The organism is Synechococcus sp. Cu2B8-bc1011 (assembly GCF_047302735.1).
GTDB lineage: Bacteria > Cyanobacteriota > Cyanobacteriia > PCC-6307 > Cyanobiaceae > Synechococcus_C.
The window spans coordinates 1329763-1346791 of sequence record NZ_CP138915.1; the positions used below are offsets into that span (position 1 = coordinate 1329763).

Consider the following 17029-nt stretch of genomic DNA (forward strand, 5'->3'; position numbering starts at 1 on the left):
ATAAGTCAGTTGCAATCGTTGCTTCGTAGCTTTAAAGTCCCCAAGTTTATTCTCTCTTGTTGGTGTTACAATGATAGCGCAAGAGGAAATAGTGATCGATAATTATTTATTAGAAGAAACTCACCAAGACCTCATTCGGGAAATAGAGACTGCGATCACAATGATTGCATCCAGGAGGGATAGCCTTCTGATTGCATCAAAAGAATGAAATCCATTAACAAATCACCCTATCCCAACCATCTCCCCTGCAACATATGCGGAGAGTTGGTCGAAATTGATAAGCGCTACAGAAGCCGCACAAAAACAGCTACTCATGCTAATTGCCAAGAGAAAGCTGATGGTGTCGAGCCTTTGAAATTCCTCAAGTATCTCAGAGAGAATCAAGAGAAAATCCATGAAATGTGGGAATCCGTTAGATCAGCAGAAAGAACAAATGCGATTCAATAAATGTATCTATCACCGTTAATGGGGCTAGTGGAGTTAAGTCTTGATGATGGCTAGTCAATTTGGGGGATGGAAGAGCCGTAAAGACCACTCGGATGGGGGATTCGGATTCGTTAAGTTTCAACGATGGTGAAGAGGTCCAGGAGTGGCGACCTCTACTACCTAAATCAATCAAATGAAACTCTTATCTTCCATCGCTGCCGCCTCTATCATCGGCGCCTCAATGTTTGTTACTCCACCTGCTGCAGAGGCAAAGGAGCATCATCACCACCATGGTCACCACCATAAACTTCATGAGCTAAGAAGAAGTCGTCGAGAGTTCCGCCATGATGTTCGCGCATTTAATCATTACGAAAGAGCATATGACCGTGATTGGCGTCATGCTCGCAGGGTGTACAACCGCGAGGTGTATGGCTATCCCCCAGTGATTCCTGTCTACGGATATAACCACTATCGTAATCCTGGATTCGGAATACAGCTTAGGTTCTGATTTGAATTGTTCTGTCGGGAAGCCTGATAAACCTGCCTTTATGAGAGGTCATAGGGCGTTGAGTAGTCGCTATCCATTTTCCGACTGAATATTCATTTATCCCGCCACGAGCGGGGTTTTTTATGACTGCCTGACCTACCAACAAAGCTGAAACCGGCTACTGCAGCTGGCATCACCGTTAGGAGTCAGTCAACGTGAGCCTCTCACCAAGTTCTCAGACATGCTCCGTCGTCTCTCCCTGGGGCTATTGGCTTCTGCCATCTCTATTGCTTCTCTTCCTGCCATAGCTCAAGAAGACGGCAGTGCAGAGGATCTAGGTGATGTGATGAGCATCAACCTGAAGGATGTGGTCAAGCCCACCTTTGGTTTTCAAGGTGCGTTGCAGGGCGCTGGTACACCAAACCAAGCAGGTATTGGTGGCTTCCTGCCTCTCTCTGTTGGAAACAACAGTGTTTGGTTTCTTGATGTCCTCGCTAACGCTAATTTCGCTGATTACGAGAACAACAGCAGCATCATCAATACCGATGTCGCTGGGACCACGATCAGCACCTCATCACGGCTTGGTTATCGCTGGCTCAATGGAGACCGCAGTTGGATGTACGGGTTGAACGCTGGTTATGACAGCCGCCCGATGAATACAGGCGGAACCGATACCGGCATCAATGTGAGCGGCACAGAGGAGAGTGCCTTCTTCCAGCAGGTGGCAGTCAACGCAGAAGCTGTTTCCAATGACTGGAACTTCAATGCCTATGCCTTAATTCCTATAGGTGATACGGAGCAAGATCTCAACTTCTTTTACCAAGGCGGTGCATTGAATACCTACGGGCTTGATGTTGGTTATTTCATCACTCCTGAGCTGAATGCTTCCGTTGGTTACTACTACCAAAATGGTGATCTTGGATCTGCTGATGGGTCTGGTGTGCTCGGACGAGTTGCCTACGAGATCAGCAGTGGCTTAACAGCAGGAGTGAACATCTCCTACGACGAAGCATTCGAAACCAGAGTTTCAGCTGATCTTGAAGTTCGTTTTGGTGGGCCAAATACAGCAAAATTACGCAAAGAAATTCGGCAACAACCTGTTATCAGCTCTTTGACATCAACTCCAAGCAATAGAATTGTGCGTGTGCATGACGCGACTAAAAATTCCTGCCTTGTATTCACCAGTGTCCTTGGAAAAGGAAATATTGAGGCAGATGTTGGCTTAGACGCTATTATTGTTGGAGGCAAATGTCCACCGGAAAGCGAGAGAACCGATCCAAACTTAAGATACGATGAAAGACCATTGTCAGCTGCCCAAATCATCAAGCTATGCACAACCAAATTTTCACAACCGGGCGCCAGCCAATATTGCTCTCTTCCTGATGTGTTTGGAAAATCGTAGATAAACTAAAAACAAGGCACTCAACATTTGTAATAATGGAAGTATGTTAAATGCTGAAGATGAGATCCCACTGGCAAGGTGCTAAAAAAGTTTTTGCTTCTTTGATCACCTCCTAATCACGCCTACATGCCAACAGATGCCTGGGTCTAATTAATAATTAGTTCCGCCGAGAGTTGGGTCTTTATTGCAGCGGGGAATGCTTTAAGTAGTACCTCTCAAACAATGACACTCGACACCAAGATGACGCTGGCTCTGCTGCAAGAGCTGCTGATCACGCTGAAAGCTAATGATGTTGATGGCTAGAAGTCTTGGCTAGCACTCGGCATCGAAGAGCTTGGGAGGGATGTAGCTGGTGAGGTCGAGTCTGAGTGGATGGTGCCGTTGTTGGTTGAAGAAGAGAGGGACAGGCTTATGGCTTGGCAGCTGGGCGTGCATCTCTAACCCGTTTGAGAGAGCAGAACATCAAAGCTGAGACTGCCCACTGCAGCTGGCTTTCTGCAACCTTGTGAGCAAAATCACAGCCACTGTTGAGCCAGGGCATCGAGTGATTTGTTGAATCCAGAGAAGCTGATGGAACCAGGAACAGAGAAGTGCTGATTTCTCAGCAACCTCTCACAATTTCTCAGCCACCTCTCACAACCCCCTCATCAGTTGTGGGTATAGAGGGATACAGCCCCTCGTCCTGGTGCTGCCAGTTCTGTCCGCCGCTAGTGAAGTCATGGCCATTGCAAAAGTAGTCAATCCACTGGCACCCGATCCACTCACCAAGATCGGCCACTACAGCAATCCACCGAATCCAGATCCATCGCTGCCTGGTGCGGTTGATGACCTCACAGGTGTAGGTGCTGCACCCGATCCACTCACCAAGATCCGTCACTACACCAATCCACCGGATCCAGATCCATCGCTGCCTGGCGGAATTGAAGACTTGATGCTGGTCATGGGCGCTGACGCAGTCATCACCTATGACCCCATGCCTGAAATGCTGGCTGGCTATGGCACGACAGTAACGATGGCAGGAGAACCTATGGATGAAAGCCAGCCTGGAATCGACGATCTAGCGAACGACGCCTATTTCCCTCGTTACGGCGCTGCTGTTTGTTATTCCTCTTCCAGCTCCAGGCGGTCGACGAAGTAACACCAGTGCATTGATGAGTTACAGCGAACCAGTTCGATTAAGCAATCAGGGTTATGGACATCAGGTCAAGATCACCCCGCCACAAGCGGGGTTTTTATTTTTTAATTAATTGGGTCCTTCCTGCTCAAGCGTGTGTGAGGCGTCAGAAGGCTCAATCATCATCTGGCGCCAGCAAGTTAAGCGGTGTATACATTGCTTTGGCTATTGCTCTATTGATATAGCTGATTAAATAATACTTACTAGTTTCGCAAAGATCAGACTGAGGCCAATAAGGATTACATAGGGAATAGCCAAGCAAAGAGGTAATAGTTCCAGGAAGCATTAATCGAGCACTCATCGTTTTCTCATTGAATTGCTGGATGTTTTTAATGATCTTTTATTTAGTCGGACATTAATCTTTCAGAAAGCTCTAACCCTAATGGCTTATTTAGGTTTTCCGCTCAATGGATTCCCCCCCCTCTGGGACGGCAGTAGTAATATTTTGAAAACTAAAAATTCTTTATACCTAGGCAGGAATGATGCTGTTATAACAATCCAGCCGCCAGTCGTTACTGTCAACACGTTTGGCGGGAATAATGCAATCAAGATAAAAGGAAATGAAGATTATGGATTATGGAATAATAATGGAGCTTTGGTCTTGGGAAATGGCAATAACAAGTTGAATATTTTAGGCTTAGATGCGGGAATTATCCTTCAGAGTAACGCTTTAATAGCTTTCGGAAACGGTAACAATAAGTTGATTGGTAAAGGCGAGAAGGCTGGAATAAACCTAATTATTAATTCTCTGATAGAATTTGGTGGCGGTAATAATAAGGTGGTTGCTTCTGGGTCAAGCAGAGGAATAGCTATAAGTGATTCTTCTTCAATGGAATATGGAAATGGAAATAACAAGCTAACTGCATCCGCTAGTAGTGATGAAGGGTATGGAATAGATCTTTCTGGATCTGGATCCTCAATGAAATTTGGTGGCGGCAATAATAAGGTGACTGCATCAGGTGGTCTAAACGGGATTGGAATATTTATGAGTCAAGCTGATTTCATGAAATTCGGGGATGGCAACAATAAGGTGACTGCGTCTGCTAATGGTGATCAAGGGTATGGAATATTTCTTTTTGATTCTAATATAGAATTTGGGGATGGCAAAGATATAGTTACTGGAGAAGCGCTTTCAGGTACAGGCATTTTTGTTGGTGCAGATTCACTCATTACTACGGGTTTTGGCAATGACACTATTAATGCAATTGGTGGTTTTGATGGAGTAGGGGAGATTGATTTAGGCGGTGATAATGACCAGTTGTTTGGATTTGGCGGAATTTCTGCAGATGGAGGTGCAGGTGAAGATACACTTTACTTGGATGACGGAGAATATAGATTTAATTTTGACACTAATGTCTTAAGTAGCAACGGGATATTGATGACTGTCACTAATTTTGAATTGTATGGAGGTAGAGAAACCGGCAAGTCGGATCTACTTCAATTATCAGAGACAACAAGTTTCGAAGTCAAAGATGGATTAGTCATTCCATCCGCTTTTGCATAAACCGCTAAGTCATGTTCGGATAAAGACTGGAAAAAACATCTTTTCCTGCCAAGTGATTAGTTATTAGCTCGCCATAAACTAAGTTGTTATTGTTTCTCGCTGAAAGGGAGGTGAATGAGAATCCTGCTTTCGCTGCTGATGGCACTGAGGGCTAATGACGTTGATGGCTATAAGTCTTGGCTAGCACTCGGCATTGAACAGCTTGGAAGGGATGTAGCTGATGAGATTGAGTCCGATTGGATGGTGCCCCTGTTAATTGAAGAGGAGAGGGACAGGCTTATGGCTTGGCAGCTGGGTGTGAGCCTCTAAACCTTTTTGGGATATGGCGTCTGTAATCACTAACCGCAATGCAATCTCACCAAACTGCATTCGTGTGGCAAAAACAGCCTGATTAAGCCCTACACAAGGAGAAGCTCAGCGGTGAAGGCTGGCTGGTCAACAGGCAAGAGGGGATGCTCATACAGATCAAGCCAGATGCAGCAACCCAACATGCTCAGTTCGTTCTGGTGAGCTACTACCGATTGTCAGCACGGCTTGGAAAACCCGTCAGGCAACAGCGGATGCTCAGACACCTAGGCATCGAGATGTGGATCAACTTGCAAAAGATCGGCTGGAAACGCTGCACGCTATCTAACTGATTACCCGTTCGGGGGATAGGTCAGCAGCGAAGACCACTCGAATGGGGGATTCGGATTCGTTGTGTTTCAGCGATGGTGAATACATCGAGGGGATGCCCCCTAGACTACACCTGAATCAAATGAAACTTTCTACTTTTGTCGCTATTGATCTCTCGCCCAAAATTACTTAGTAAATGCTCAGGAAGAATTTAATTATGATTGAAATACTACTCGGAATTGACAGAGTCGAGTTCAACCGATTTGTCATTTCCGCAACTATCTGCGTCTCAGGCTGCATCATACTAATAAAACTATTCAGCAAAACTACTGACTCCTAGTGAACAAAAACCACGACGTCCATCCAGCACTGATGGTTTCCTTCATTTTAATTCTGGGACTTACTGTCGGTACTGCATTAGCAATGGAAAAGTTTGGATTCGCGATGGGCTTAGATACTACCGAGCTTGAAATGGAGGATCTAATACCCGGTCGTTCAGATTTACTACAACCTCGAAATTGAAGTCAAATATGTGGCTGCGATTGTCGCTATCCATTTTCCGGCTGAATATTCATTTATCCCGCCACGAGCGGGGTTTTTTATGACTGCCTGACCTACCAACAAAGCTGAAACCGGCTACTGCAGCTGGCATCACCGTTAGGAGTCAGTCAACGTGAGCCTCTCACCAAGTTCTCAGACATGCTGCGTCGTCTCTCTCTGGGGCTGTTGGCTTCTGCCATCTCTGTTGCTTCTCTTCCTGCCATTGCTCAAGAAGACGGCAGTGCTGATGAACTTAGCGTGATGAGCATCAGCCTGAAGGATGTGGTCAAGCCCACCTTTGGTTTTCAAGGTGCGTTGCAGGGCGCTGGTACACCAAACCAAGCAGGTATTGGTGGCTTCCTGCCTCTCTCTGTTGGAAACAACAGTGTTTGGTTTCTTGATGTCCTCGCTAACGCTAATTTCGCTGATTACGAGAACAACAGCAGCATCATCAATACCGATGTCGCTGGGACCACGATCAGCACCTCATCACGGCTTGGTTATCGCTGGCTCAATGGAGACCGCAGTTGGATGTACGGGTTGAATGCTGGTTATGACAGCCGCCCGATGAATACAGGCGGAACCGATACCGGCATCAATGTGAGCGGCACAGAGGAGAGTGCATTCTTCCAGCAGGTGGCGGTCAATGCGGAAGCAGTTTCCAATGATTGGAACCTCAACGCTTATGCCTTAATTCCGATTGGTGATACCGAGCAAGATCTCAATTTTTATTACCAAGGAGGTGCACTCAACACCTATGGACTGGATGTTGGTTATTTCATCACTCCTGAGTTGAATGCTTCTGTTGGTTACTACTACCAAAGCGGTGATCTGGGATCTGCCGATGGGTCTGGTGTGCTTGGACGCGTTGCCTATGAAGTTAGTAGTGGCTTAACAGCAGGAGTGAATGTCTCCTACGACGAAGCATTCGAAACCAGAGTTTCAGCTGATCTTGAAGTTCGTTTTGGTGGGCCAAATACAGCAAAATTACGCAAAGAAATTCGGCAACAACCTGTTATCAGCTCTTTGACATCAACTCCAAGCAATAGAATTGTGCGTGTGCATGACGCACTCAAAAATTCCTGCCTTGTATTCAGCCTAGACTCCAGTGAGGCTAAAATTGAGGTGGATGTTGGTTTAACAGCTATTATTGTTGGCGGCAAATGCCCGCCAAAAGAAAATAGATTAAAAGGTTTTACTTTTAATGAAACCAGTAGCCCTTTGTCTGTTGCGAAAATCAATGAACTATGCAAGGAAACTTTCTCGTGGGGGGCTAGCAAGTACTGCCGTTTAGGTAACAGTACTGGTACACTTTTAGCTCCCTATTATCCTGGCAAAAAGCAGAACCCCGTTAAAACTATAAATCCAAGTCCAAAGGATGATATTTTCAATGACTCATTTGAAGACACTGATAATATCATAGTTGTAGAAGGATAGCCGCCTTTTGTAGACAAGCTCTTCGAGGCGTTGATGATAATCAGATTATCTGAGCAAGACTCGTTCAACAAGTGGGTCATTTCGATCTCCCAGGGGCAATTGATAGCACTTGAGAAAAGAAAGTCGGTTATTACTAGTAATCATGCCAGCTGTTACGATTGACCACAAAATAGATAAAGCGAGATCGCTAAAATAATGATGTCAGCCAGGAGTATTGCAGCCCATATCGAGCAAGGTTTTCCGAAGGGGGAATGCTTTAGGTAGTTGCCTCAGACTAATGACCCTCGACACTCAGATGACTCCGGCTCTGATGCAAGAGCTATTGATGGCACTCAGGGCTAATGACGCTGATGGCTTGGCAGCTGGGCGTGAGCCTCTAGTCCTTTCGGGGCTAAAAGCAGCAAAGCTGCAGATGCCCACTGCAGCGGACATCTGCAGTTCAAGAAATGCACCCTTAGTTGAAGTTATAACGTCCCATGCTGCGACTCTTTATCTACCCACTTTAACTAATACTGTTTTACCGACTCGAACCGATGCTTCACAATCACCACTTCCTATATCTTCGATAACCCACAAGTGCGTGGCGTATGACTGAATATTGGTGTATCCGCCTGGTTGTATCACTTCCCATTCTTCTCGACCACCTTGGAAATTAATCCATGAAAGGCGCACTGGAGAATCACCAACATTTCCAACTTGAATATTTGCCACTTGCTTTGAGCTTAAAGATGATCCTTGAACAACACATCCTTCTGCTTTGAGTTCAGCTGGAGTGAATGCCGCTAACAAGCACAAGCCCGATAGCGCACTAATGGACGTCATTAAACCTTTGAAATTGTTATGCATTGGTTGAGGGGCGGATTTTCAAGTTTTATAGCAACATTTCAGCAAAGTGGTTTTTTTTTATGACTGCCTGACCTGCCAACAAAGTTGAAACCGCCCACTGCAGCTGGCATCACCGTTAGGAGTCAGTCAACGTTGGCTTCTCACCAAGTTCTCAGACATGCTCCGTCATCTCTCCCTGGGGATTTTGGCTTCTGTCATCTCCATTGCTTCTCTGCCTTCCATTGCTCAAGAGGACGGCAGTGCAGAGGATCTAGGTGATGTGATGAGCATCAGCCTTAAGGATGTGGTCAAGCCCACTTTTGGCTTTCAAGGCGCGTTGCAGGGCGCTGGTACACCGAACCAAGCAGGTATTGGTGGGTTCTTGCCTCTCTCTGTTGGCGAGAACAGCGTCTGGTTTCTTGATGTCCTCGCTAACGCTAATTTCGCTGATTACGAGAACAACAGCAGCATCATCAATACCGAGGTGCTGGGACCACGATCAGCACCTCATCACGGCTTGGCTACCGCTGGCTGAATGGAGATCGCAGCTGGATGTATGGACTGAATGCTGGTTATGACAGCCGCCCGATGAATACAGGCGGAACCGATACCGGCATCAATGTCAGCGGCACAGAGGAGAGTGCCTTCTTCCAGCAGGTGGCAGTCAATGCAGAAGCAGTTTCCAATGACTGGAACTTCAATGCCTATGCCTTAATTCCTGTTGGTGATACTGAGCAACAACTGAACTGGTTTTATTGGGGCGGTGCACTCAATACCTACGGGCTTGATGTTGGTTACTTCATCACTCCTGAGTTGAATGCTTCTGTTGGGTATTACTACCAAAATGGTGACCTAGGAAATGCTGATGGTTCTGGTGTGCTCGGACGAGTTGCTTATGAAATCAGTAACGGAGTAACAGCAGGAGTGAATGTCTCCTACGACGAAGCATTCGACACAAGAGTTTCAGCTGATCTTGAAGTTCGTTTTGGTGGGCCAAGTACAACTGCAAATCGCAAAGAAGTTCAACAACTTCCTGTGATCAATGCTTTAATATCAACACCAAGCAAAAGAGATGTGAGGGTGCATGATGTCAATATTCTTGGTTCGGTTTTCTGTGGTTTTGAATTTGTATTCACTTTTGGCCAGGATAAACGTGCTTGCAGATGAACCCCTTATGATAGTTGTGGCTTGTTGTTTCTTCAATCAACACCATAAGCCCCCAAGTCAGCCTTTGATACCTGGCACGATTGAGCAGAAATTAAATAAAACAAGATCGCTAAAACAAGGGTGTCAGCTAGGGACATTGCAGCAGATGATTGCACTATTGTTTATTGCCTACCCATCAGTTCAACCCAGCTAATCGGTTCACCATTCACAAACTGCTGACCGCGAGCGTGCATTTCTTGTAGGTCGGTTTCGCTGTATTTAGACCACCAATCTGGAAACTTGCAGCGTTGCCTACCGCCTGGTTAGGAATTGTTAATTCAGCCGATCCATATTCCAAGAAGGATTCCAATGATCAATGCTGAAAACCAGACAAGGGCTCCCATCTGGTACTCACTAAGACCAAGCTTCTTTTTGATCCAGAAATAAGCATCACGATCTGCGCCAACAATTGACTTTAAGGGGTTTTTAGCCATTGGATTCAGTGCAACTGTTCAGATTCTTGCGCAAGAAGACAATGGATGCCAGAAGTAGCGATCAGCATTGCCCTTCGCGGCTTGAATCAGCGTGCCTGCAGGGGCACCATCGGTTCGAATTCTGCTCTTCGCTTCATTATCAAGTAAGCCCAGCCACGAGTGGGGTTTTTATTGCAGCGGGGAATGCTTTTAGCAGTTGCCCTACAACCAATGACCCTCGCTACTCAAATGACCCTGGCACTACTGCAGGATCTGCTCATGGCACTAAAAGCCAACGATGCTGAAAGCTGCAAGGGTTGGCTTGCACTTGGTATCGAGGCGCTTGGAAGGGATGTAGCTGCTGAAGTCGAGTCTGACTGGATGGTGCCTTTATTGGCTGAAGAGGAGAGAGGCAGGCTGATATTGAATCAATTAGATTGGTTTTAGAAGTTGTTTGAGGCCTTGCCTTGTGCCGATATGATTAAGAATTCATGCATTCTATTTTTTCTTTTGATTGGAGTTGATGCAGCGATGATTGCTCACGCCAATGCGGAAGGAACTGGTTTTCCGGGTTTTGCTATGCCATCGCTAACGACTACTTGGAACGGAGAAAAGGAAAACAACATTGCATGCGTTTTTTATAACAAAAGATTGCTCTGCGATGTTCATGATCATGCTTGGAAAGATTGGGGAATGGGTCAGCAGTGGGGTTCGATTGGGACTCGATTTATGCTTCCAGTGCAAGGGCTTGCGCAAGCGATCAGAAGTTCTGACTCGATTACTGGAGGTAATGTTTTGAATTATGGAGACAGTATCAAGTTTGGTCCTATTGCCTGCAAGTCTGAGAAAATCGGACTTACTTGTACAAATCAATCTGGCGGAATGATGCATTTAAATCGTGATTTTTACATGCTAAACAAGCCAGTGAATTCGATACCTAAATAAGCGCTTGTTTTGGTGAGAGTGTTTATCATCCTGCTTGACCTGGCAGCGAACGTCTAGATGATGATTCATCCAGTTAAATTGATGACCTCCCTGCCGTGTTTGAACAAAAATTAGACGAAATGAGATCTCTCAAATCATAATGTTAGCTAGGGAGCTGTCGTACTACATGAGTGGGTCTTTTTGAAGTTGGGGAATGCTTTAAGTAGTAGCTCTCAACCAATGACCCTCGCACTCAGATGACCCTGGCTCTGCTGCAAGAGCTACTGATGGCACACCGAGCTAATGACGCTGATGGCTTGGCAGCTGGGTTTGAGCTTCTAGTTCTTTTTTCCATCGATCAGCCAAGATCATTCCCCAATCGGATTCTTTGCATGATCTTCTATACCTCAAAAGAGTGAATGACCAAGAGGACATAGCAAATAATGATTTGCTTAGATCTATAAGAGATAATGCATTTAGCAAATAGCATTTCTCAATTAATTTACACAGCCTGTTGCTATTGCTAGAAAAAAGAAATTAACTCGGCCAGTAGTTGAATTTCTAATCAATGAGAGCTTCTGCCCAGGCATCTATGGTCAGGTTGCAGACGCTGGTCTCCATCTCGTACAGCTCTACCGCAAGGTTCTCCAGAAGTGTTCGGCCCCCGTAAACTGCTAATCACTGCTAGATGGCATATCTGTTGCTTTAGCTGTGATACTGGACCTATTGATTATCAGCTTCGCTGTAATGACTTGCATGGCCACCAAAGAAGAAATTGGAGAGTCTTGCAGGTGCACAACGCGATTGTATGCAAGCGCTTTACGAGGCCAATGGCGCAATGCTCAAAAATGGCGCTGACTTGGGGTGAGCTTATCCATCAGTTATTGAAGCTGGATCCGAACCAGCAAATACTTGGATTCGATTTTGCGTTCAATGTGCCTCGCGTTTTGATGCTCCACCAGATGAATCAGAATTTCTTGAAGTGCTTGAAGAATAGTGCTTATATTGAAATCATCCGGGGAGCACCCAGCTGGGTGATTCCTGGTCATCTATCGATGATATTAATTTTGGATTTTTCCAGCCAGGCAAGACACAAACAGAGAAAATTTCTTCTACAATGCTTTTAAACCAGAATCGTAGAATCTCTTTCCGAGTTTTCAGGTCGATAATTGAAACGCCAGCCTCAAGCTTCTTTTCTGATATTGGAAGTCCACCAAAAATATTTGTTTCTCTAATTTGTGAGAGGCCAACAAATGCAAATCCACCATAAAAATCTAAGCCACGAGTAAATCCAGGCATAATGGCAATCTTTTCTCTTTTGTATGTCTTCTGATCAATGCGTTCGAGGGATCCTTCCCCTGAATTAAGAAAATAGATTTCATTCTTATAATATCTTGGGGAATGTGGCATGGACAATTTCTCCGCGATCAGTGTATCTGTTTTAATATCAATAATAGCTCCGCTATTGGCCTTGTTTGCTCTCCAACTATTAATCTCGCTTCCTGTTCCAAGCACAGAGGCTAGAGAAGGATTTGATTCGTTCTCGCGAAAGGCCATTCCATTGAGATGGCAGCGGTCTCCTTCATTATCTTTTGGAATAAAATTAGGCTTCCAATAGGGCTTAAAGCTCCATGGCGGCTCAATGGTGCAAATTGAATTAAATCTAGTATTGACGACCCATAGTTTTCCACCTCTATAGAATAGTTCATGCCCCATTATTGGACCTGTGCTTATACTCTCTCTAGCATGAAAGATGATATCTGGATTGTTAGAGTTGTTTGGAATTGTTGTATTGTTTTTTCTAGCCATTAATTTCCAGATCATACTACTTGTCCCTATTGCAAGCCCACGATTAGTTTTTGCTATTCCCATTGGCTTGTCATAAATTGAAAATGAGACATTCAGGTCTTTATTCGATCCAATACACGCAATTCGGCTTGTTTGATATGTTGAGAGTAAAATTGATATATTCAAATCTTGCAGAAAATCGTTTAGCTTTTCTGAATGTTCATATTGAACATTTAATTTTTCTTTCGCCTGCATTTGATTGTTTCTCGATTGTTGATTTACTAGATCTATTCGGGTCACATAATGTTTATTCATTAATTCATCCTATTCTAACTGGTGAGCTTATTGTCTCAAAAAGCGATTTTGACTCTGCTTAGACTGAAATGTACTCGACAGCTCAGTTCGTTCCATCATCTAGTGGTCAAGAGGGAGAGGATGAGTGCTCTGAGTTGTACGTGCTTCCTCTGTAGACACATCAATTTTTAGTAGGTCGTGAATCAGCTGGATGAGACGATTGTCTATGCATATCTTGCATAAAACAAGCTGGTGAGCAACGGCGTGTTGATGAAAAGCCCTTTCAAAAGACACCTTAGCCAAAGTTTGTAATGAATCATTTACTTTATGGGTAAAAAATAAAATAAGGTTAGTATCTAATGAGTGTTCCGTGAGCATAATTGGCTATCCCCTCAATCGTAGCGGACGTAAGTGTGGGGAGCTCATCATCCAGCCCAATCATTATTGGCACACTCAATGGCAATGTTGTTTTCTTTGCAAAAGATCAACTAGGAGATGCTCCTTACAAGCTTTGGATTGAATCTCCAAATGGTGCTATCGAGTTACTCCCTGCTTACTCGTCTTTGCAAGATTTTGTATCGCTGGGGATAATTAGCAATGGTGTCGATGAGTTATTTATATTCTCAGCTAATGGGCAAATATGGAGTTCAAAAGGCATAGATGGTGACAACCCAATTAGTCTTGGTAGCTTTTCTTTTGAAAAACTAAATCAGTTTGATCCTAATCCACTTGTGGGGTATAGAGGGCAAAGCTTTGATAATATCCTAATTTTAGCAAATGAAGAGAGAAATTCCCTATTCAGAACTGATGGAACTCCTCAGGGATCATACGAGCTTCATGGATTAGGAAGCTTTGATGGCAATTTGACGCGAATAGATGATTATCAGATTGATCAAGGATTTGTTTTTACTACTTCCTCGCTTGATTCAAACAATAATAAGCAATATCAGTCCTGGTATTCTGATGGAGTAACTAGTAGCTCCTTGAAAATAATTAGTGGTGGAGAAATTTTGGTCAATGAAGCCAGCGGTGTGTTTGTTGAGGGTGTCAGTGATGATGGTTCAATCGTTTGGTTTACAGATTCCAGTGCGCGCCTGTGGGTTGGTGACCCAGACCTAGATCCAAATTCCTTTTCTTTAGTAGGAAATAGTGCTAATAGTGATGGTAATTCAGCCGTTCTTGGTAATAAATTTATATATAATTCTGGAGCGACCGGTCCGAACGGGGAAGAATATGGTGGCAATGAGTTATGGATCTCTGATGGAACATTAGAGGGGACGAAGATTCTCAAGGATATTCAGAATGATACAGGTTATGGATATGGTGAACCTGAAGGATTAGTTCGTGTAGGGCAAACTATAGTTTATGGTGGAGCTGATCAATTCCATGGTTACGAATTATGGGCTACTGATGGTACCGAAGAGGGCACCAACCTTTTAAAAGATATCAACAGCGCTGAAGGCACCTATTTGTTTAATGCTGGTGGCTCTTTTCCTTTTCCTGACGGGGGAATTATTAATGATGGTTATTTGTACTTCCTTGCTTACCAAAGTAATTACTCTGGAACTGGCACCCGAAATATTTGGAGAACTGATGGTTCACAAGCGAATACAGAGTTAGTTTTAGATGCTTCTTTCTTTACAAATAAAGGATGGAGCTCAACTGGAGAATTATTTGCAAGTGATGTTTCTCTATATTTTACAGCTCAGAATGATGAGTATGGCCAAGAAGTTTGGAAGATTGATTTTGCTGATATTGGTGAAATTGCCGACTCGTCTCAATATACTTTTGTGGCACCATCTAATGCAACTGATGTCTCTATCGAGGGTACTTCTTTTGTTAACGCTGATGGGAATTTACTTGATAATTCAGTAGCAGGAAACTCTTTGGATAATACTATAAATCCGGGAGATGGTGATGATATTGTCTTGGCTGGCTCCGGCTCCGACTCAATTATTGGCGGATCTGGCGAAGGAGATGATTTTTACGATGGGGGAGAAGATATAGATACTGTCATTTATACAAGTACTACCTTGGGTGTGAGCGTTAATCTTCAAGAAGGTTCCGCTATAGGTTCTGAGACTGATACTGATACTCTTGTTTCTATTGAAAATATCACATTTGGCTTAGGTGAAAATCATTTCTGGGGTAATTCTGAGTCCAATTACGTGATAGGTACCATGGGCGACAATGATACTGCCCATTTTAGTGAATCCTTTTCCTTTTATGAAGTCCTAAAAAAAGGGCCTCTAGACAATCATTATTTTATCGATAATGATGATTTTGTTGATATAGAATATTTTGATTTTAATGGAGATCTTTATAGACACGACAGCTCAACAAGCTCATTGGTTCTTGCTGTTCAAGAGGAGATCGTTCTTTTTGCTGATGACTTTGAAAGTTCCAGTACCTTTACTAGTCAGTGGCTCTTAAATCCTGCCAATGGTTGGGCACGTTCTTCCCGTAGATCAATCAGTGGTAGTTCCTCTGCTGAACTCAATGGTCGTGTCTCTAATGGTTCGATGGTTTCTGATGTGATTAATCTGTCAGGTATTTCAGATCCTCGGCTTGATTTTTCTTGGCGAATTCAACGCAACCTTGATATAGGTGAATTTGTTGCCTTGGATCTCTCGAAAGATGGCGAAAACTGGAAAGAAGGTATCGCAATCCTTAGAGGTAGCCAAGATCAAGAAAATACTTGGATCGAAGAATCTATCGACCTTAGTGATTGGGTTGGTGGTGATCTCCAATTCCGTTTCCGCGGTTCCATGAGTGGACAACGAGAACGAGTGAATGTTGATGATGTTGTGTTGTCTGGTTTTTCTTCAGGGTCTCGGGCTGAATTCAACATCGTTGCTGTGAATGAATCGCAAGCTGAGGATGTTGGAACGCCTTTGACATTCAGCGTGTCCCGTAGCGGTGATCCTAATCAAATCAGCTCGGTGCAATGGAGCTTGACTGGAGATGGAGCCAATCCTGCTAGTTCTGATGATTTTGTGGGTGCTGGATTTCCGGGAGGATTGCTGAGCTTTGCTGCTGGTGAGACAACCAAAATCATCAATGTTGATGTGGTGGCGGATTCAGAGTCTGAAAGTGATGAAGGTTTCCGCGTTGCACTTTCAAACCCTGTCAATGGCTCGATTGCAACTGACTCTGTCACAGGACTGATCGTCAATGATGACCTTGTACTCTTTTCAGAAGATTTTGAAACCGCGGGCACATTTAGTGATCAATGGACTCTGAGTCCAGCTAATGGGTGGAAGCGTTCTTCTCGACGAGCAACAGGTGGTAGCTGGTCTGGTGAAATCAATGGTCGAATCGAGAATGGTTCGATGCAATCGAACCCTATTGATCTCACTTACGTTTCATCTGCTGAGATGACGTTTAATTGGCGCATTCAGCGCAATCTTGACCCAGGTGAGTTTATTGCCTTAGATCTCTCGAATGATGGCGAAACCTGGAAAGAAGGTGTCGCCATCCTTAGAGGTAACCAAGATCAAGAAAATTCCTGGATCGAAGAATCTATCGACCTTAATGACTGGGTTGGTGGTGAAGTCCAAGCGCGATTTAGAGGGTCAATGTCTGCTAGCAAGGAACGTGTCAATGTTGACGATATTTTAATTACAGGGTCATTGATTCAAGAATCTAATCCCCTCTTTTGACCACTTCGGGGCTGATTGGTTAAATCTTTATCCCTCGAATTGCTATCGAAGAATAGGATGCTCTACATCAAGTATGTTTGGGCAAGATGTTGATTTCCTGCTCTTAAAGTGTTGTCTGAAGACTGATGAATGATCTCTGCCGTCCTGCTGATGGTTGCAATTTGTCTTATATCAACGCATCGCCGACATCTCTCGAAGCTGCCAACTCTCTACTTGAATTTCCTTTGGAGTCTAAGGCTTTTGTCTTTTTGCTGGGGTAGGCCATAACCGTTCTTGGAGGTGAGCTTTCTATGCATCATTTTCAGGCATAACGCCATATCAGAAAATGTTGT

Annotated in this window: 12 protein-coding genes and 2 pseudogenes; 10 read left to right on the forward strand and 4 right to left on the reverse strand. The window is 44.3% G+C overall.

The annotated features are described in order from the left end of the window. Positions 1 to 1154: 1154 nt before the first annotated feature. Positions 1155 to 2315, forward strand: a complete 1161-nt coding sequence (locus SIC18_RS06970; protein ID WP_413429128.1) for a carbamoyl-phosphate synthase — start codon at positions 1155 to 1157, stop codon at positions 2313 to 2315. 312 nt (positions 2316 to 2627) lie between these two features. Here SIC18_RS06970 and SIC18_RS06975 read toward each other — a convergent pair whose 3' ends face one another. Beyond that, positions 2628 to 2750: a hypothetical protein gene (locus tag SIC18_RS06975; protein WP_413429130.1), complete on the reverse strand. Its 123-nt coding sequence runs from the start codon at positions 2748 to 2750 to the stop codon at positions 2628 to 2630. A 250-nt stretch (positions 2751 to 3000) separates the two neighbouring features. Between SIC18_RS06975 and SIC18_RS06980 the strand changes: the two genes are divergently transcribed. From SIC18_RS06980 to SIC18_RS07000, 5 genes and pseudogenes are all read left to right on the forward strand, one after another. Continuing rightward, positions 3001 to 3453 (forward strand): hypothetical protein, encoded by a 453-nt coding sequence (locus SIC18_RS06980; protein ID WP_413429131.1) that lies wholly within the window; start codon positions 3001 to 3003, stop codon positions 3451 to 3453. A gap of 352 nt (positions 3454 to 3805) precedes the next feature. Beyond that, the gene (locus SIC18_RS06985) at positions 3806 to 4993 is read left to right on the forward strand and encodes a hypothetical protein (protein ID WP_413429132.1); all 1188 of its coding nucleotides are present in this window, start codon (positions 3806 to 3808) and stop codon (positions 4991 to 4993) included. A 138-nt stretch (positions 4994 to 5131) separates the two neighbouring features. After that, complete coding sequence (locus SIC18_RS06990) at positions 5132 to 5302, forward strand: hypothetical protein (RefSeq protein WP_413429134.1); 171 nt, start codon at positions 5132 to 5134, stop codon at positions 5300 to 5302. 143 nt (positions 5303 to 5445) lie between these two features. Next, a complete protein-coding gene (locus SIC18_RS06995; RefSeq protein WP_413429135.1) occupies positions 5446 to 5631 on the forward strand; it encodes a hypothetical protein in 186 nt (61 codons plus the stop codon). Positions 5632 to 6307: 676 nt separating this feature from the next. Then, positions 6308 to 7219, forward strand: a pseudogene (locus SIC18_RS07000) (carbamoyl-phosphate synthase); the annotation flags it as partial. An 855-nt stretch (positions 7220 to 8074) separates the two neighbouring features. Here SIC18_RS07000 and SIC18_RS07005 read toward each other — a convergent pair. Continuing rightward, entirely contained in the window at positions 8075 to 8431 is a 357-nt protein-coding gene (locus tag SIC18_RS07005) for a hypothetical protein (RefSeq protein ID WP_413429136.1), read from the reverse strand. 157 nt (positions 8432 to 8588) lie between these two features. Here SIC18_RS07005 and SIC18_RS07010 point away from each other — a divergent pair. Beyond that, positions 8589 to 9577 (forward strand): annotated as a pseudogene (locus SIC18_RS07010) (carbamoyl-phosphate synthase). 317 nt (positions 9578 to 9894) lie between these two features. Here SIC18_RS07010 and SIC18_RS07015 read toward each other — a convergent pair. Further along, a complete protein-coding gene (locus tag SIC18_RS07015) occupies positions 9895 to 10050 on the reverse strand; it encodes a hypothetical protein (RefSeq protein WP_413429137.1) in 156 nt (51 codons plus the stop codon). Between the two features lie 210 nt (positions 10051 to 10260). Between SIC18_RS07015 and SIC18_RS07020 the strand changes: the two genes are divergently transcribed. Further along, complete coding sequence (locus tag SIC18_RS07020) at positions 10261 to 10476, forward strand: hypothetical protein (RefSeq protein ID WP_413429138.1); 216 nt, start codon at positions 10261 to 10263, stop codon at positions 10474 to 10476. Positions 10477 to 10479: 3 nt separating this feature from the next. After that, entirely contained in the window at positions 10480 to 10974 is a 495-nt protein-coding gene (locus SIC18_RS07025) for a hypothetical protein (RefSeq protein WP_413429139.1), read from the forward strand. A 990-nt stretch (positions 10975 to 11964) separates the two neighbouring features. Here the strand turns inward: SIC18_RS07025 and SIC18_RS07030 are convergent. Beyond that, a complete protein-coding gene (locus SIC18_RS07030; RefSeq protein ID WP_413429140.1) occupies positions 11965 to 12996 on the reverse strand; it encodes a TIGR03032 family protein in 1032 nt (343 codons plus the stop codon). A 419-nt stretch (positions 12997 to 13415) separates the two neighbouring features. Here SIC18_RS07030 and SIC18_RS07035 point away from each other — a divergent pair, with 419 nt between their 5' ends. Continuing rightward, positions 13416 to 16697, forward strand: a complete 3282-nt coding sequence (locus SIC18_RS07035; RefSeq protein WP_413429141.1) for a Calx-beta domain-containing protein — start codon at positions 13416 to 13418, stop codon at positions 16695 to 16697. Positions 16698 to 17029 lie beyond the last annotated feature (332 nt).